Annotated in this window: 19 protein-coding genes; 16 read left to right on the plus strand and 3 right to left on the minus strand. The window is 36.0% G+C overall.

Going from position 1 to position 18,375, the window contains the following annotated elements:
• Positions 1-79 precede the first annotated feature (79 nt).
• The 8 genes from ACQ5H4_RS03545 (at position 80) to ACQ5H4_RS03580 (ending at position 7,937) form a co-directional block, all read left to right on the plus strand.
• Positions 80-868 (plus strand): DUF2268 domain-containing putative Zn-dependent protease, encoded by a 789-nt coding sequence (locus ACQ5H4_RS03545; RefSeq protein WP_430773630.1) that lies wholly within the window; start codon positions 80-82, stop codon positions 866-868.
• A gap of 178 nt (positions 869-1,046) precedes the next feature.
• Positions 1,047-2,087 (plus strand): ABC transporter ATP-binding protein, encoded by a 1,041-nt coding sequence (locus tag ACQ5H4_RS03550; protein ID WP_430773631.1) that lies wholly within the window; start codon positions 1,047-1,049, stop codon positions 2,085-2,087.
• Positions 2,077-3,087 (plus strand): ABC transporter ATP-binding protein, encoded by a 1,011-nt coding sequence (locus tag ACQ5H4_RS03555; RefSeq protein ID WP_430774047.1) that lies wholly within the window; start codon positions 2,077-2,079, stop codon positions 3,085-3,087. Before ACQ5H4_RS03550 ends, ACQ5H4_RS03555 begins: the two co-directional genes overlap by 11 nt.
• 30 nt (positions 3,088-3,117) lie before the next feature.
• A complete protein-coding gene (opp4A, locus tag ACQ5H4_RS03560) occupies positions 3,118-4,836 on the plus strand; it encodes an oligopeptide ABC transporter substrate-binding protein (RefSeq protein WP_430773632.1) in 1,719 nt (572 codons plus the stop codon).
• A 37-nt stretch (positions 4,837-4,873) separates the two neighbouring features.
• Positions 4,874-5,839, plus strand: coding sequence for an oligopeptide ABC transporter permease (opp4B, locus tag ACQ5H4_RS03565; RefSeq protein ID WP_430773633.1), 966 nt, complete (start codon positions 4,874-4,876; stop codon positions 5,837-5,839).
• A 13-nt stretch (positions 5,840-5,852) separates the two neighbouring features.
• Positions 5,853-6,770, plus strand: coding sequence for an oligopeptide ABC transporter permease (gene opp4C / locus ACQ5H4_RS03570; protein ID WP_430773634.1), 918 nt, complete (start codon positions 5,853-5,855; stop codon positions 6,768-6,770).
• A 115-nt stretch (positions 6,771-6,885) separates the two neighbouring features.
• Complete coding sequence (locus ACQ5H4_RS03575; RefSeq protein WP_430773635.1) at positions 6,886-7,095, plus strand: YuzI family membrane protein; 210 nt, start codon at positions 6,886-6,888, stop codon at positions 7,093-7,095.
• A gap of 95 nt (positions 7,096-7,190) precedes the next feature.
• The gene (locus tag ACQ5H4_RS03580) at positions 7,191-7,937 is read left to right on the plus strand and encodes a YjbA family protein (protein WP_430773636.1); all 747 of its coding nucleotides are present in this window, start codon (positions 7,191-7,193) and stop codon (positions 7,935-7,937) included.
• Positions 7,938-7,965: 28 nt separating this feature from the next.
• Here ACQ5H4_RS03580 and trpS read toward each other — a convergent pair whose 3' ends face one another.
• Positions 7,966-8,955 carry a tryptophan--tRNA ligase gene (gene trpS, locus ACQ5H4_RS03585; protein WP_430773637.1) on the minus strand — a complete coding sequence of 330 codons (990 nt, stop codon included), beginning with the start codon at positions 8,953-8,955 and terminating at the stop codon, positions 7,966-7,968.
• 162 nt (positions 8,956-9,117) lie between these two features.
• Complete coding sequence (locus tag ACQ5H4_RS03590; protein WP_430773638.1) at positions 9,118-9,516, minus strand: DUF3899 domain-containing protein; 399 nt, start codon at positions 9,514-9,516, stop codon at positions 9,118-9,120.
• A gap of 199 nt (positions 9,517-9,715) precedes the next feature.
• Here ACQ5H4_RS03590 and ACQ5H4_RS03595 point away from each other — a divergent pair, with 199 nt between their 5' ends.
• From ACQ5H4_RS03595 to ACQ5H4_RS03615, 5 genes are all read left to right on the plus strand, one after another.
• Complete coding sequence (locus ACQ5H4_RS03595) at positions 9,716-11,401, plus strand: peptide ABC transporter substrate-binding protein (RefSeq protein WP_430773639.1); 1,686 nt, start codon at positions 9,716-9,718, stop codon at positions 11,399-11,401.
• Between the two features lie 139 nt (positions 11,402-11,540).
• Positions 11,541-12,470, plus strand: a complete 930-nt coding sequence (opp3b, locus tag ACQ5H4_RS03600) for an oligopeptide ABC transporter permease (RefSeq protein ID WP_430773640.1) — start codon at positions 11,541-11,543, stop codon at positions 12,468-12,470.
• Positions 12,470-13,498: an oligopeptide ABC transporter permease gene (gene opp3C, locus ACQ5H4_RS03605; RefSeq protein WP_430773641.1), complete on the plus strand. Its 1,029-nt coding sequence runs from the start codon at positions 12,470-12,472 to the stop codon at positions 13,496-13,498. Before opp3b ends, opp3C begins: the two co-directional genes overlap by 1 nt.
• A gap of 16 nt (positions 13,499-13,514) precedes the next feature.
• Complete coding sequence (locus ACQ5H4_RS03610) at positions 13,515-14,555, plus strand: ABC transporter ATP-binding protein (protein WP_430773642.1); 1,041 nt, start codon at positions 13,515-13,517, stop codon at positions 14,553-14,555.
• 12 nt (positions 14,556-14,567) lie between these two features.
• Positions 14,568-15,497 carry an ABC transporter ATP-binding protein gene (locus tag ACQ5H4_RS03615; RefSeq protein ID WP_430773643.1) on the plus strand — a complete coding sequence of 310 codons (930 nt, stop codon included), beginning with the start codon at positions 14,568-14,570 and terminating at the stop codon, positions 15,495-15,497.
• Positions 15,498-15,602: 105 nt separating this feature from the next.
• On the opposite strand, the gene ACQ5H4_RS03620 is transcribed toward ACQ5H4_RS03615, so the two are convergent.
• A complete protein-coding gene (locus tag ACQ5H4_RS03620; RefSeq protein ID WP_430773644.1) occupies positions 15,603-15,788 on the minus strand; it encodes a hypothetical protein in 186 nt (61 codons plus the stop codon).
• A gap of 181 nt (positions 15,789-15,969) precedes the next feature.
• Between ACQ5H4_RS03620 and ACQ5H4_RS03625 the strand changes: the two genes are divergently transcribed.
• The 3 genes from ACQ5H4_RS03625 to mecA all read left to right on the plus strand — a co-directional run bounded on the left by ACQ5H4_RS03625 (position 15,970) and on the right by mecA (position 18,272).
• Complete coding sequence (locus tag ACQ5H4_RS03625; protein ID WP_430773645.1) at positions 15,970-16,545, plus strand: GNAT family N-acetyltransferase; 576 nt, start codon at positions 15,970-15,972, stop codon at positions 16,543-16,545.
• Positions 16,546-16,928: 383 nt separating this feature from the next.
• The gene (spxA, locus tag ACQ5H4_RS03630; protein ID WP_119707263.1) at positions 16,929-17,324 is read left to right on the plus strand and encodes a transcriptional regulator SpxA; all 396 of its coding nucleotides are present in this window, start codon (positions 16,929-16,931) and stop codon (positions 17,322-17,324) included.
• A gap of 279 nt (positions 17,325-17,603) precedes the next feature.
• Entirely contained in the window at positions 17,604-18,272 is a 669-nt protein-coding gene (gene mecA, locus ACQ5H4_RS03635; protein ID WP_430773646.1) for an adaptor protein MecA, read from the plus strand.
• Positions 18,273-18,375: the final 103 nt, after the last annotated feature.

Consider the following 18,375-nt stretch of genomic DNA (forward strand, 5'->3'; position numbering starts at 1 on the left):
GTTTTTTTATGGCTTTAATCAAGTTTTCGTTCTTTTCTCATAATATGCTATTACAGAGTAAAAGAAATGGGGGAGTTGGGTGGTAGTTGTACGTACGGATGAATGGCTAGACAAAGAATTTTCGAATCCTGTTGCTATATGTGAAAGATTTTTAAAAGAGTTTGACGAAAGTGAATCAAAACCTATATATGAATATCTTTCCTCGTTTGGTATGTATCATCCAAACCGTGCTAGCTTTCAAACATATGAGATATTAAAAAAGAAGAAAACATGGGAAACGATTAACAAAATTTATGAAAAGTATAAAAAAAAGTGGAATGGACCCCAAGTGAACATCTATATTTTTCCTATTACTCAATCGTACACTACATTTTTTAGAATGCGGAAAACTAGAAAATCTGGGGTTTCTTTTCCAGATAGAATGTTTTTATTTATCGGAGATTATGAGGATGAAAGAGAATTAGAGGCATTATTTGTCCATGAATATCATCATGTGTGCCGGATGAAAAAACAAAACAGGAATCCGTTGGAGTTCACTTTACTAGACTCGATTATTTTAGAAGGATTAGCAGAATTAGAAGTTGAAAAAAACTGTGGAAAAGAATACTTGGCTGATTGGTGTCATTTCTATAGTAAGGAAGACATAGAAATGTACATGAAGAAATATATCATGTCAAATCTAAAATTAAAAAAAACAGAGAAACAACATGATCAATTATTATTTGGTTTTGGTGCATATCCCAAACTATTAGGTTATGCATGCGGGTATTACCTTGTTAGAAACTCTTACAAGGAAAATTACTTTTCTACAAAAACTTCATTTACAATTCCAGGAAAATATTATATTACGAAATTCGAAGAAACCTAGTTGTATCAAGGGGTTCCAATATACTTTAAAGCCTTAAAGTAGAGGCTTTTTTTGTTTTCTCAATAACTTGAATGTTTCCAATTGTTAAAAAAATCTTGCAATTGTCATTTAACTGTAATAATATTTTAATCAAATAGAACAATTAACTGAATAATTAAAAAAACGTAAGAGGTGTCCTATGAGCGTAAATACTCAATTACATAAAGATACACCTTTGCTTGAGGTGAAAAACCTAGAAACTGCTTTTTCTATTGATGGTCAATACTATAATGCAGTGGATAATGTGTCATTTTCTGTTAAACCAAGGCAAATTGTTGGAATTGTTGGTGAATCAGGTTGCGGTAAATCAGTAATGAGTTTATCAATTATGAAGCTCCTACCAAAAGGTATCGGTAAAATTAAGTCAGGAAGCATACAATTTGAAGGTGTTCAATTAGAGCAAATGTCAGATAAAGAGATTAATAGTATTCGTGGAAAAGAGATTGCAATGATCTTCCAGGAACCTATGACCTCGCTAAATCCAGTATTTTCAATCGGCTTTCAAATTCAAGAAGTGTTATTTAATCATATGAAAATCTCGAAAAAAGAAGCGAGATTAAAGAGTATTGCCTTGTTAAAGAGTGTAGGTATTTCAAGACCAGAGAAAATTATTGATGAGTACCCGCATCAGCTTTCTGGAGGTATGAGGCAAAGAGTAATGATAGCGATTGCAATCGCTTGTCAACCGAAGTTGTTGATTGCTGATGAACCGACTACAGCTCTTGATGTAACGGTTCAGGCACAAATCTTGGAACTCCTTAAAGATATTCAAAAAGTGAATGATATGTCAGTCATTTTAATTACTCATGATCTTGGGGTAGTTGCAGAAATGTGCGATGAGGTCATCGTTATGTATGCAGGAAAGGTTGTTGAAAAAACAGATGTCGATACCTTGTTTCACGATCCAAAACATCCATACACAAAGTTGCTCATGGGGGCTATCCCTCAGATGGATGAGGATGTTGAGGTATTAAGTTCCATTAAAGGGATTGTTCCATCGTTAAAAAACATGCCAAAGATCGGCTGTAAGTTTGCTGCCCGCTGTCCTCAAGCGATGCCAGAATGTACAAGTATCACACCACTTCTAGCCGAAACAGACGAGGGGCACGAAGTTTCCTGCCTGCTGTATCCAACTAGCAGGCCAAGAGAGGGAGTCTTGCATAATGAATATGGAAGTTAAGGAAACAACCTTAGATAAAAAAGATAAGAGAAATAATGATGTTCTTCTCGAGGTGAAAAATCTTAAAACCTACTACCCTATTAAGGGTGGGATCTTTAGAAAAACCGTTGCTGTTGTCAAAGCAGTAGATGATATTTCGTTTGAAATAAAAAAAGGGGAAACACTTGGACTTGTTGGTGAGTCTGGCTGTGGGAAATCGACAGCTGGTCGGACTATATTGCGCCTATTAGATGCAACAGAGGGGCAGATTATTTTCGACGGAGACGATATTACAGATATTCGTGGGGTATCGCTTCGAAAGGTACGAAAAAATTTTCAAATGGTGTTTCAGGATCCATATGCTTCTTTAAACCCAATGATGATGGTCGGAGATTTAATTTCTGAGCCTATTAGAAATTTCACAAATAAAAGCTCTAAGGAGTTAAAACCAGAAGTAATGGAGCTCTTAACAAAGGTAGGATTACCTGAAGATGCCTATTACAAATATCCTCACGAATTTTCAGGAGGACAAAGACAAAGAATTGGTATTGCGAGAGCGCTTGCATTAAAGCCAAAGTTAATAATTGCGGATGAGCCGGTTTCTGCTCTAGATGTTTCCGTTCAATCACAGGTCTTAAATTTGTTAAAAGAACTTCAAGATGAGTTTGATTTAACCTTCTTGTTCATCGCTCATGATTTAAGTGTAGTAAAACATATGAGTGACCGAATCGGAGTAATGTACTTAGGTGGACTAGTTGAAGTTGCGGAGAAAAATAGCTTATATGCAGAGCCGTTGCATCCGTATACACAAGCTTTAATTTCTGCTATTCCAGAGCCAGATCCAAGAAAAAAGAAGGAAAGAATTATTCTAGAAGGTGATGTGCCAAGCCCGATTGATCCACCAAAAGGGTGTACCTTTCATCCGCGTTGTGCACATGCAATTCCTGAATGTCAGCAGGTTAAGCCAACTTTAAAGGAGGTGAAGCCTGGGCATAGAGTCGCTTGTCATTTATACAACTAGCAGAAAAAAACTATTTCCGGGGGGAAAACAATGAAAAAGTCAGCATTTTGGCTTGTTTCTGTCATGTTGATCATGTCTCTATTTTTAGCAGCATGTTCAAAGGAAACAGCTAACGAAGAGCCTGCAGAGGGTGATAAGCCAGCTGGAGAAGCAAAAGAAGGCGGTACAGTAACATTTGGTTATACACAACCATTCAAAGGTGTTTTATCTTATGCATATTACGAAGGAGAAGATGATGTTAATGCTCTTCAATTTATGCATGAAGCTTTAATTAAAACGGGTGATGATTTAACACCACAACCAAACCTTGCTACATGGGAACTTTCTGAAGACCATATGAAATTAACGTTTAAGCTTAAAGAAGGCGTGAAATGGCATGATGGAGAAGAGCTTACTGTAGAAGATATGGAGTATGCTTGGTACTTAATCGCAGATCCAACTTATGAAGGGGCACGTTTTGCTAACGTAGCTATGATTAAAGGTGCTCAAGAATACCATGATGGAACAGCTGACACAATCGAAGGTATTAAAGTAATTGATGACTACACAATTGAGGTAACAGTTACAGAACCATCTGTAAACTTACTAGATAATATCTGGGTATATCCAGAACCAAAGCATTACTATGGAGATATTTCTTCTAAAGAATTACCTGATTCTGAGCAAATTCGTAAAAACCCAATTGGGGTAGGACCATTCAAGGTTAAGAACATTGTTGCAGGTGAAATGATTGAATTTGAACGCTTTGATGATTACTGGCAAGGTCCTGCGAAATTAGACGGAGTTGTTTACAAAATCATTGACGGATCTTTAGCACAAGGCTTAATCCAAAACGGTGAAGTAGATGTTATCGAAGCACCGAAGGATCAATGGGCAGCTATTAAAGAGCTTCCAAACGTAAATGCAGTTGAAGCAGATGCAATGTCTTACAGCTATATCGGATTTGACTGGGGTCATTACGACACTGAAAAGGGTGTAGTTGTATCTGATAACCAAAAATTCCAAAACAAAGCTTTACGTCATGCAATGGCTCACGCTATTGATCGTCAAGCATTTATCGATGGTTTTGCAAACGGCTTAGGAAAACCATTAAATACACCATTCCCTTCAGTTTCTTGGGCTAAAATTGATGATTCTGAAATTAATGGTTATGAATTTGATGTAGAAAAAGCAAAAGAATTACTTGATGAAGCTGGTTACAAAGATGTAGATGGCGATGGTTTCGTTGAAGATCCAGAAGGAAAGCCATTTACTGTGAACTTTGATGCAATGGCTGGTGCTGAAACTTCTGAAGCACGTGCTCAATTCATCATTCAATCTTGGCAAGCGATTGGTCTAAATGCAAAGCTTAACGGTGGAGCATTAAAAGACTTCAACTTATTCTATGACACAATTGAAGCTGATGACCCTTCTGTTGAAACATTCATGGGTGCATGGGGACTTGCTGCAGATCCAGATCCAGCAGGAATTTGGTTATCTACAGACAAGTGGAACATGTGGAGATGGTACTCTGAAGAGTCTGATGAGTTAATCAAGAAGGGTGTTACATTCCCAGAAGATGAGAGCATGGACATTACTGAGCATCGTCAACAGTATTATGATGAGTGGCAAAAACTAGTTAATGAAGAGTTACCAATCATTTTCTTCGAACAACGTGTTGATCCTTGGGCAATCAATAAGCGTGTTCAAAACGTAAAAGTTACTCCATTCGGAACAGAAGACTTCCATCTATGGGCTGTAACGGAGTAATGAAAATTACATTTTAGTTTGATAAGGGGAATTGAGCATGCTACAATACACAATTCGTAGACTAATAGGTATGATTCCAATTATTTTCCTTATCTCAGTAGTGGTATTTTCCCTGGCAAAGCTTATGCCAGGGGATGCCCTATCTGGTAAAATTGATCCACTAAATTCAGATCCAGCTTATATAGAAGAAATGCGTGAAAAAATGGGATTAAACGACCCTATTCATGTACAGTACATTCGCTGGATGAGTGGAGTGGTCAAGGGAGATTTTGGTGATTCATTCGTACACAAACGCGAAGTAATGGAATTGGTTGGTGATCGCCTTCCAAACACAATTATTTTAGGAGTATCTGCACTTTTAATCACGTATTGTTTAGCTTTTTTAATGGGGAGATTCTCAGGGCGATACGCATATAGTGTCGGGGATTACCTCATTTCTGGATTTAACTATTTAGCTCTAGCCATTCCGAGCTTTGTTGCAGCATTAGTTGCTATTTATATTTTCTCTATTAATTTAGGTTGGGTACCTGCCACAGGAAGTATTGGATCTGGTGTGGAACCTGGAACATTTGAGTATTTTATTAGTAAAGCGAAACATACGATATTGCCGGCTCTAGTGCTAGGATCTCTCGCAACTGCATCCTATACACAATTTTTGCGTAATGATATGATCGAAAGCTCTCGTAAAGATTATGTTCGTACTGCAAGAGCGAAAGGTACGAAAGAATCAACGATTTATAATAAGCATATTTTAAGAAATTCTATTATCCCAATTGTAACGTTACTAGGATTTGATATTGCCAGTATTTTTGGTGGTGCAATTATTACAGAAACCATCTTTACATATCCGGGAATCGGGTATCTGTTTGTAGAGTCAGTTAATGCTCGTGACTATTCTGTTATGATGGCGATTGCCATGATGTTAACGGTTCTAACATTAATAGGTAATTTAATAGCAGATCTATTGTACGGATTAGTAGATCCGCGAATTCGTTTAAGTTAGGGTAGGTGAGAGAATGGAACCAGTTACACAACCAAATACAGCGGCTGTTGGGAGCATGATAAAGCCTCCGAAGAGCCAATCACCATGGGCTCTCGCCCGCCGGAAATTTTTGAAAAATAAAATAGCCATGATTAGTTTGGCATTTTTAATCATTGTTACTTTGTTATCTATCTTTGCTGAACCTTTGACGGTCCCAGTTGAAGAAACAGCTAAAATCAATCTTACACAGATGAGTAAAGAGCCATCCGCTGAGCACTTTTTTGGAACAGATAAGTCTGGAAGAGATGTGTTTGCTAGAACCTTACATGGTGGACAAACGTCACTATTACTTGCATTTTCTATTACCATTTCAGTAATTTCCATCGGAGCCATCGTTGGTGCAACTGCAGGTTTCTTCGGTGGATGGGTTGATAATGCGTTGATGAGATTTACTGATTTTATGATGAACTTCCCATTCTTACTATTCGTTATTGTATTAAAGTCGATTTTCTTAGAATCTAGCACAGCTACCCTAATTTTTGTTATTTCGGTACTGAGCTGGACAGGTACAGCTCGTCTCGTAAGAAGTAAAGTAATGGCTGAAAAGGAAAATGAGTATATTTTAAGTGCAATTTCAATTGGATGCTCACCGTTTAAAACTATTACCAAGCACTTACTTCCAAACGTTATGTCTACAATAATCGTACAAGCAACATTAACGTTAGCTGTTATGATTGTTGCAGAAACAGGCCTTAGCTTTTTGGGTTTTGGTGTACCGATGAATATACCAAGTTGGGGAAATATGCTTCAGGAAGCGCGCAGTCCTGATGTGTTGACTAGTAAATGGTGGATTTGGATTCCGCCTGCAGCAGTGCTAACTGGCACGATTTTATCCATTAATTTTATAGGTGAAGGATTTAAAGACGCATTTAACCCTAATTCAAACAGATAAATCTACCAATTCAAGCTGGTAGATTTTTTTTGTTTACATAAGTTGTCCACTAGTAACATATGTATGTAGAAAAGAGAGCTGGGGGAAGGGCGATGGAGAGAGTGGGGAAATCTCTATGATTATGAGGATTTTCCTTTTGCTTACTGGTTTTGGACTAGCAGTACTCGGGGGGATAAGTACAGTTGCGTACCTAAACTTATTAACAACAGGTTATACGATAATGGACTATCTTGAATTTATTAAGGGTCGTATAGAGTGCTATCTATTCCTAGTTGGTATGTTGATGATATGGTTAAGTATTTATTTTCCGGGTAAAGAGGAATAAAACATAAATTGGATTAAGATTTCATAAAAGGAATAAATTAACGATAACCTGCCCATACTGAATGACAAACAGTTTGTGAAGTGAGGGGTTAATTCATGTTGTATCTTCATGATGTTTGGGTAAATTGGTTTGAAGGAGAAGAGAACGGATACAATGTCTGTCACTTTCATGAGTGGCGGAAAGATGACGGAGTGGAACTTCTAGATCAAGTTCCATTGTTGAAGGTTGAGTCAGTGTTGTTTAACTATATTGAAAATGATCTTTCTGAACTCCCACAGCAGCTATTGGACGATGTTTATCAAAAGGCATATTTACGTAAAAATCACGAGCGTATACAGTTAGAATATTGCTTTGTCGTCACTGATGGTACGGGAATATTAGTAGTGGATACTATCGGCTACAATATTCCGATTAGAAAGAGTAGATTAATTCCACGGCAAGAGCAGTTAGTTTATGAGATGATCGATAAGCATGACAACATTCCGTATGCATTTAATGATCATTCTTCATTAAAAGAATTTCATATTTTATCACCAGCACCAGAACTAATGAACGGGTTAACTAGAAAAGAGAGACAATTAAAGCAGTTGTTATTTATGGCACTAGACCAGCTTCACTCATCAAATAACGCAGCAGAAGTAAGATACTGGTACACAGAGTGGAATCCAGAAAAGTATTCGGAGATTCAAGACTTAACATTTGAAAATGTTTGGCAGGAATTATATGAAAATACAAAGTACGGTTGGTCCTTAAAGCATGAGAACTTCTGTGAAAACTTAATAAAAGGCCAGCCTTTCTTTGAAAAGTTATGGGAAATGGAGCATGGTCCGAAAGTAAATTAAAAAGGCTGGAATATCCAGCCTTTTTAATTTACTTTCTTTTTCTTCCTAGCCCCATGGCATTTTCCATTTTCTTAACCATTTTACTAGCCACTTGATTTGCTTTAGCTGCGCCTCTATCAAGGATTTCGTCCAATTCAGTAGATTCCATTAACTGATGGTATTTTTTCTGAATCGGTTCAAATTCAGATATTAGAACTTGTGCTAGTTCTGATTTAAAGTCTCCGTATCCTTTACCTTCATACTGATTCTCTAATTCTTCAATCGTTTTTCCAGTTAAGATGCTGTAGATTGATAAAAGGTTCGAAACCCCTGGTTTATTTTCTTTGTCAAACTTTACTACCCCTTCAGAGTCAGTAACAGCGCTTTTAATTTTCTTTTCTATTTGCTTTGGCTCATCCAGTAAAGAAATAAATGCCTTTTGATTAGGGTCAGACTTACTCATCTTTTTCGTTGGATCTTGTAAGGACATAATACGAGCGCCAACTTTTGCAATTCGTACCTCTGGAATAGTGAAAATATCATTGTACTTCTTATTAAAGCGCTCCGCTAAATCACGGGTAAGCTCTAAATGCTGCTTCTGATCTTCTCCCACTGGAACCAGGTCCGTCTTGTAAAGCAAAATATCTGCAACCATTAAAGGTGGATAAGTAAGCAATCCAGCAGAAACCGCGTCTTTCCCAGCAGATTTATCTTTAAACTGTGTCATTCTCTCAAGTTCTCCGATATAGGATATACATTGGAACATCCAGCCTGCCTGTGCGTGTGCCGGAACTTCAGATTGAATAAATAACGTAACTTTTTCTGGATCTAATCCAACCGCAATGTATAAGGCAGCGAGACTACGAATATTTTTTCTAAGTTGCTGAGCATCCTGAGGGACCGTAATAGCGTGTTGGTCTACGATACAGAAATAACAGTTATATTCATTTTGAAGCTCAACGAACTGTTTTAATGCGCCTATGTAATTTCCTAGTGTGATCATTCCGCTCGGTTGGATACCAGAGAAGATGGTTTTCATGAAAGTTCCTCCTTTTAAGTGGAAAAAAACCACTCCTCCAAACTAATACAAGGAAAAGTGGCAGAAATATTAACCACAAACTTAAAATCATTCATCAATTATGTAATAAGATGCTTATTAAAAATTATAAGTAACTATTGTCTTTTAATCAAGAACTACCGCTTACATATAGTAGAAGAAGAGGGCTGCAAGACATAGTACTAAATTAATAAAGCCTACAAACAGTAACGGAGAATATTTAATAGTAATGATTTGTGATAATGGTCTCATTTCATCCACGTTTTCTCTTGTTACATCTTTTCCAGCAAAAATTAATCGAAATGATTTAGTAACGACATCAAAAAATCCTGTGTTCACTGTAAAAATTGCTAGAGATATGAAAAGGAGCAGACTTGAAATATAGAAGCTTTTATTTATGTAATTTAAAAGTGAAATGCTATTACTGAAAAACATTAGAATGAAAATAATTATTTGAGAGCATAATAAAAGTGCTAAATTTAGCTTTGTTTTAAGCGTTTTCATTAGGTGATCCTTTCTAAAATTATTATTTCCGTAAAACATTAAAGCAAAAAACTAGTTGGTCGGGTTAGATATTCAATTTCTAATAAATGCTAATTATATCATAGTATATCTAAAGTCGATGTTAACAATTATAACAATAGTGTAAAATTTTTTTGAAAAAACATGTACAAACCGTAAATTACATGTATAATAACTAATGTACAATTTTTCAGAAAAAACAATCTAAGGAGGTCTATCAGTGAAAAAGTCAAAATTTTCATTGCTTTTAGTCCTAACACTAGTACTTAGCATGTTTTTAGCTGCATGTTCTGGTGGCAATAAAGAGGACGAAGGTACAACTGATAATGATTCAGAAGCTACAGGCTCTGAATTAGCTGAAAACCAAGAAATTACAGTACTAGAATCAGCTGAGATTCCATCAATGGACTCTGTACTTGCTGAGGACACTGTAGGTTTCACAATGATCAACAACGTTAACGAAGGATTATACCGATTAGATCAGGAACAGAATCCTATTCCTGCATTATCTGACGGTGAACCAACTGTTAGCGAAGACGGTACTGTTTACACATTCAAACTTAGAGAAGCTAAATGGTCTAATGGAGATGCTGTAACAGCTAACGATTTCGTATATGCATGGCAACGTGCACTCCTACCTGATTCTGCTTCATTCTACGGTCCTTACATAATGACTGGAGTAATTAAGAACGCAGATAAAGTTAAAGCTGGAGAAGTTGAACCAAGTGAGCTAGGAGTTAAAGCTTTAAGTGATACTGAATTAGAAGTTACACTTGAAAAGCCAGTTCCTTACTTTACAGCTTTAATGGCATTCCCTACTTTCTATCCACAAAACCAAAAGTTTGTTGAAGAAAAAGGCGCTGACTTTGCAAAGAATGCTGAAAACCTAATCTTTAACGGTCCTTTCAAAATGACTAATTGGGATGGGGTTGCTGCTACTGAGTGGACTCTTGAAAAGAACGAAGAATACTGGGATGCAGAAAACGTTACTTTAACAAAAATCAACTATAATACATCTAAAGATCCACAAGCAGCTGCTAATGCTTTCGAAGCAGGACAAGCTGATGTAACACCAAAATTATCAACACCAGCGGTTATCTCACAATATGAGGGAGATTCTCGCCTTTTAACATGGTTAGAGCCAACTGAATTCTGGTTAAAGTTTAACCAAGAAAATGAAGCTTTAGCTAACAAAAACATTCGTTTTGCTCTTTCTTTAGCATTTGATAAAGATGCTCTAGTAAACGATATTCTTCAAAATGGTTCTTTAGCTGCTAACTACGCAGTTCCTGCTGAGTTCGTTAAGCACCCAGAAACTGGTGAAGACTTCCGTGCAGCAAACGGTGATTTAAATGCATACGATGCAGAAAAAGCAAAAGAATATTGGGAAAAAGGTTTAGCTGAATTAGGTGTAGAAAGTCTTGAATTGAACTTCCTTGGTGGAGATACTGAAACTTCAAAAACTGTTGATGCTTTCCTTAAGGATCAATTACAAAATAATCTACCAGGTTTAACAATTAACCTTGAAAGTGTTCCATTCTCTGTACGTCTTGACCGTGAGGATACTCAAAACTATGATATCCTTCATGCTGGTTGGGGCCCTGACTATCCAGATCCAATGACATACTCTGATCTTTGGTTAACTGGTGGCGGACACAATAAAATGTCTTTCTCTAACGCTAAATATGATGAGTTAGTTAAATCTGCTCAAACTGAATTAGCTGATAAGCCTGCAGAGCGTTTTGAAGCTCTACAAGAAGCGGAGAAGGTATTGTTTGAGGATGCAGCTCTTGCTGGAACGTACCAACGTGCTTCAAACGTCTTAGTAAACGAAAAACTTGAAGGCTTTACTTACCATATCTTTGGACCTGAGTACAGCTGGAAGTTTGCAAAACTAAATAAATAATTTACCATATAATTAATATGGTGAAATGATGTACAATGAAATAGGAGAGAGAGTATATTCGCTTAAATATACTCTCTTTTTCCCTGTAATTGAATTGTCGAAAGATGGGGAAAATTCAAAATAAGTAGGAGGTGCACAGATGATTAAATATATTGGCCAGAGGGTCATTTATATGATAATTACTCTATTTCTAATTGCCTCAATGACGTTTTTCTTAATGAAGCTTGTTCCAGGAACACCATTTAAAAACCAAGCAAAAATGTCAGATGAGCAACTTGAGATGATGCTTGAATATTATAAGCTTGATGAACCAGTTCCCGTTCAGTATGTGGCGTATATGACAAACATAGTTAAGGGTGACTTAGGTACTTCTTATCAATTTGCCAATACACCAGTAACAGAATTATTAGGTGCAAGGATTGGTGCCTCTGCTTTACTAGGATTTCAAGCACTATTAGTAGGTACAATTGTAGGTATCATTCTTGGGGTATTAGGAGCTCTAAGGCAAAATACGTGGGTAGATTATGGAACGACCTTTATAGCTGTTATTGGTAAATCCATTCCTTCATTTGTTTTTGCTGGATTGCTTCAATATTATATAGGTGTAAAATTAGGTTGGTTCCCTGTTGCGTTCTGGAAAGGCCCTGAATACACCGTTATGCCAACGATTGCACTCTCAATGTTCCCAATTGCCATTGCAGCTCGTTTTATGAGAACTGAAATGGTAGAAGTATTAGGCTCGGATTATATCACTTTAGCAAGAGCAAAAGGTGCAAACTACTTTGAAATTGCATTTAAGCATGCGTTAAGAAATGCTTTAATTCCAGTTATCACTGTATTAGGGCCGCTTGCTGTTAGCTTAATGACCGGTTCTCTAGTGATTGAAAAGATTTTCTCTGTTCCAGGACTCGGAGAGCAGTTTGTAAAATCTGTTCAAGTGAATGACTATTCGGTCATAATGGCTACGACATTATTATTTGCGTTCCTATTTATTGTTGTTATTTTAGTGGTTGATATTCTTTATGGATTGATTGATCCAAGAATTCGTTTAGCGGGAGGGAAGAAATAATGGCACAATTTGATGAGAAAATCAGCAAAGACCAATTTGAGCCCGCTATTATTGACGCATCAACAAGTGAACGCATTTCTAAACCAAGTCTAAACTATTGGCAGGATGCGTGGTTACGAGTTAGAAAAAATAAAGGTGCGATTGTAAGTTTAGTAGTGATTGGAATTTTAATTATTATGGCTTTAATTGGGCCATCATTAAGTAAATTTGAGTTTGACAAACAAAACACGAAACATGCTAACTTACCACCTCGTATAGAGGCATTAGAAAATATATCTTGGTTACCATTTGATGGAACAAGAACATTAAAAAATGGTAATGTGGTAAATCCATATGAGCAAAAGCAAATTGAAGAGTACTACTGGTTTGGTACGGATGCTCTTGGTAGAGACCAATTTTCTCGTGTTTGGAAAGGGATGCAAATCTCTCTATATATCGCATTCTTAGCGGCTTTTATTGATATGGTTATCGGTGTTGCCTTTGGTGCTATTTCGGGTTACTTTGGTGGACGTATTGATAATATAATGCAAAGAATCATTGAAGTTCTTTCAGGAATTCCAAATCTAGTAATTGTTATTTTGATGATTATTGTTTTAAAGCCAGGTATTATTTCAATTACAGTCGCATTAACGATTACCGGTTGGGTGAGTATGGCTCGTGTCGTTCGTGCTCAGGTTTTAAAATTAAAAAACCAAGAATTTGTTTTAGCGTCTCGCACACTTGGTGCTAGCCATGCGAAAATTATTTTTAAACATTTAATTCCTAATCTCGCAGGTGTTATCATTATTAACACAATGTTTACGATCCCTAACGCAATATTCTTTGAAGCCTTCTTAAGTTTTATCGGTTTAGGTCTTCAAGAGCCATTAGCATCATTAGGAACACTAATTGATGAAGGATTTAAATCAATGATTGCCTTCCCATACCAAATGTTAGTTCCAGCGATTATTATTTCTATCATTATGATTGCATTTAATATGATTGCAGATGGTCTTCGTGATGCGTTAGATCCTAAAATGAGAGACTAAAGGCAGGTGAAATAAGATGTCAAAAATATTAGAAGTAAATAATTTAAATATATCTTTCCACACGTTTGCTGGAGAAGTCAAAGCGATTCGTGGCGCTAACTTTCATCTTAATAAAGGTGAAACTCTTGCCATCGTTGGGGAGTCTGGTTCAGGTAAGTCTGTAACAACAAAGTCTATTATGCGTCTTTTACCTGAGAGTAACTCTGAGATTAAAGAGGGAGAAATCCTATTTGATGGAAAAGATTTAACAAAATTATCGGACAAGCAAATGCAATCGATTCGTGGTAAAGAAATATCAATGATCTTTCAGGATCCGATGACTTCTTTGAATCCAACAATGACTGTTGGTAAGCAAATCATGGAACCAATTATTAAACACCAAAATATGAGTAAGTCTGCTGCGAAGCAACGTGCAATTGAACTTTTGAAGCTTGTTGGAATTGCAATGGCTGAGGAACGCTTTAAACAATATCCTCATCAATTCTCTGGTGGGATGAGACAAAGAGTTGTTATTGCTATTGCGTTAGCATGTAATCCAAAAATACTGATTGCAGACGAACCAACTACTGCATTAGATGTAACGATTCAAGCGCAAATTTTGGAACTAATGAAGGATCTGCAGAAAAAAATTGATACTTCAATAATCTTTATTACGCATGACTTAGGTGTGGTTGCCAATGTTGCAGACCGAGTAGCGGTTATGTACGGTGGGAAAATTATTGAGATTGGTACAGTAGATGAAATCTTCTACAATCCGCAGCATCCTTATACATGGGGTCTAATTAGCTCGATGCCAGATTTGGATACAGCTGAAGATGAGCTATATGCCATTCCAGGTTCACCACCAGACCTGCTTAACCCTCCAAAGGGAGATGCGTTTGCACCACGTAACGAATATGCGATGAAAATTGATTTAGAACAAGAGCCTCCAATGTTTAAAGTTTCGGATACACATTACGCAGCAACATGGTTACTTCATCCGGATGCTCCAAAGGTGGAACCACCAGCAGCTGTTATGAAGAGAAGAGAATTGTATCCAGGTTACAATAATAAATAAGGAGGTAAATCAATGGAAACTAGAAAGAAATTGCTTGAAATCAAAAATTTAAAGCAATACTTTAATGTCGGTAAACCAAACGAAGTCAAAGCAGTTGATGGAATTAGTTTCGATATATATGAGGGTGAAACATTAGGGCTCGTAGGAGAGTCAGGATGTGGGAAATCTACAACTGGTCGAACCATTATACGACTTTATGATGCAACGGACGGAGAAGTTTTATACGATGGTGTTAATGTTCACGGAAAAAAATCTAAGGAAGAATTAAAGGCATTTAATCATAAAATGCAAATGATCTTTCAGGATCCCTATGCTTCCTTAAATCCAAGAATGAAAGTTTCAGATGTGATTGCTGAAGGGATCGATATTCACGGTCTAGCAAAAACGAAAGAAGATCGAATGAACAAAGTGTATGAACTACTAGAAACGGTTGGATTAAACAAAGAGCATGCGAACCGTTATCCACATGAATTCTCAGGTGGTCAAAGACAACGTATTGGTATTGCTCGTGCTCTAGCAGTTGATCCGGACTTCATCATCGCTGACGAACCGATCTCAGCTCTTGACGTGTCGATTCAAGCACAAGTAGTTAACTTAATGAAAAAACTTCAGAAGGAAAAAGGGTTAACGTACTTGTTTATTGCGCATGACCTATCAATGGTGAAGTACATTAGTGATCGAATTGGAGTTATGTATTTCGGAAAGTTAGTAGAACTAGCTCCAGCAGATGAATTATATAATAATCCAAAGCATCCATACACTCAATCTTTGCTTTCTGCAATTCCACTTCCAGATCCTATATCAGAGCGTTCCAGAAAACGCAAAACTTATGATCCCAAAATGCATAATTACCAGGCAGACGAATCCGTTGAATTACGTGAAGTATCACCAGGACATTTCGTTCTATGTTCTGAGAAGGAATTCGCACAATACAAGAAATAATAAAAACGATCTCGAAGACGAGATCGTTTTTATTTGAAGAAACATACACTATACGTTATCATAAGTAAAAAGTAAAGCGCTTACGATACGTGAAAAATAAATAAATTATTTTCTTTTTCCGCCAACTTGTTTCCAGCCAGTTTGAAATTTAGCTGATTGGTCTACAAATTCTGATTTTTGCTTACCACCAAACAACTTCTCGCCAATTCCATTTGTAACGACTCCTAAAACAGCGGTGATTCCAATAATTAATAAGGCAACAATGGTAAGGTCGGTAATATAATTAACCATAATAAACCTCCTTTATGTATAACTGCCGTTAGCGCGGTTATGTGAATTATCACTACTTTCTATTTTAAAGAATTATCTTTAGTATGAAAAGAGTAATATTAACAAAAAATTGTATCGTAAGAAATCTTTCTATTAGTTGAATTTAGTTCATAATCAATAAATCCATAAAAAGGAGTTTTATATGCACTGGTATGAAAAATTAAATCAGTATTTTCCAATTGAAGAAATGAAGTCACAGGAACATATGGAAACTCTTCTAAAAGAGAAATCGTCTATATATCATAAAGACGAAGGAAAGTATCATGTGTTAATGTATGCGGAATTTGACCAATTTATATTCATTGATTATTTATATGTTTCTGGTGAAGCGAGAGGACAGGGGTTAGGACATCAACTTTTAGAAAAGCTGAAACAAAAGGAAAAACCAATCATTTTAGAAGTTGAACCAATAAACTATAAAGATAGCGATACAGAAAAGAGACTGCGTTTTTATAAGCGTGAAGGTTTTGAGCATGCAAGCAAAATTGGATATGAAAGAAGATCGTTAGCAACAAATGAAGTGAATTCTATGGAAATTCTTTATTGGTCACCAGGACATGAAAGTGAAGAGTCGATATTTGAAGGTATGAAACAAGCATATAAATTGATTCACACATATAAGGATATCGAGTTTTATGGAGAGTCGTATGAACCAGTAGAAGAGGTATTAAGTTTTGATCAAAAACATGAAACAACGGACCTATTAAAGGATATTTAATAAATTTTGGACAGTTGCCACAGAGAGGTGACTGTTTTTCATTTTCATAAGCTAAATGAGAATTAAAGTAATGTTTACTCAAACTAAAATCTGGGTAATTAAAGTAGAAACATAAAAATATTCGTATTTTTTTAAAAAAAATAAGAAAAAAATGAAACTTTTCTCTCACCTTTTACGTATATAGACTATCTAGCCAACAAAATTGTTGTATTTATCGTAATTTAAAACTTTCGAAAAAAGGATACCTTTTTACTCAGATTTGATGTATAATAATTAATATAAATTACTAGTTTAAAGTAATTTTAAATAAATACGTCAAATGACCAAAATATCTCCCAACATAGATTTTAAAAGTTAAATTTAAAAGGAGTGTGAGTTAGTTAATGGTAACATTATACACTTCACCAAGTTGTACATCATGCCGAAAAGCGAAAATTTGGCTAGAAGAACACGATATTCCTTATACAGAGAGAAATATTTTTTCTGAACCATTATCTATTGATGAAATCAAAGAGATTCTTCGAATGACTGAAGATGGAACAGATGAAATTATTTCGACTAGATCAAAAACGTTTCAAAAGCTAGATGTTAATCTAGAGACTATGCCTCTTCAGGATTTATTCGAATTGATCAAAGATAACCCAGGTTTACTTCGTAGGCCCATCATCATTGATGAAAAGAGACTTCAAGTCGGGTATAATGAGGATGAAATCCGCCGCTTCCTACCAAGAAGAGTCCGTACGTTTCAATTACGTGAAGCTCAACGCTTGGTTAACTAAATGATTGAAACCTTCGAATCGAATCGAAGGTTTTTTATCTATATTGGTTTAAAAAAAGTAGTAATTGATAATTATGTAGTAAGAAAGTATCAAATATGGGTGTTAGTTGGTTTTTAGAAATGTGTAACATTTTATTTCCCTTTATTGTATTTTTGTCATAAAATATAAATACGAGGCAACAATACGTTTAGCACTTGCCTTAGAAAATACTAAAGACTAGATCGTTTTTCTGCATGAGGGTAAGTCCCTTCCAAAAATGCAAGAAGGGAGAGGTTAATGTTGGAAATCGAACGTATTAATGATAATACAGTCAAGTTTTATATTTCATACGGAGACATCGAGGAAAGAGGATTTGACCGTGATGAAATCTGGTATAATCGTGAAAAAAGTGAAGAGCTTTTTTGGGAAATGATGGATGAGGTTCATCAAGAGGAAGAATTTATGATTGAAGGCCCTCTTTGGATCCAGGTCCAAGCTCTCGACAAAGGTCTTGAAGTTCTTGTAACAAAAGCACAAATATCAAAAGATGGACAGAAGTTTGAGCTGCCTATTACAGATGAAAGGCTGAAGGATATTCCTGTAGATGAAAGAATTGAGGAATTGCTTGATCAGCATTTTAATACAAAAACAGACGACGAAGATGATGATTCATACGAAGATACACTAGAGTTCCTAATTGCTTTTAAAGATTTTGAAGACTTAATATCACTCTCAAATCGTAATATTTTAGATGATTTATCCACCAAATTATATTCGTTCGAAGGCAAATATTATTTATATGTTGACTTTCCTGAAGAGGAGTATGATGAAGAGGATATTGATAATAGCTTAAGTTTATTATTAGAGTATGGACATGAAACAGCGGTCACCATTCATCGTGTAGAAGAGTATGGAAAACTAATTATGTCTCAGAATGTTTTCTCTGAAATAAGAAGGCACTTTAAATAATTATCCGATTTCAATATATGAAATCGGTTTTTTACTTTTTGGACAAAGAGTTAGAGTTTATCCTCTTACTTTTGAGGGAATTGTAAGGCAATGTTTTAGAGGG

This window comes from Bacillus coreaensis (genome assembly GCF_050586445.1).
Classification (GTDB): domain Bacteria; phylum Bacillota; class Bacilli; order Bacillales; family Cytobacillaceae; genus Robertmurraya_A; species Robertmurraya_A coreaensis.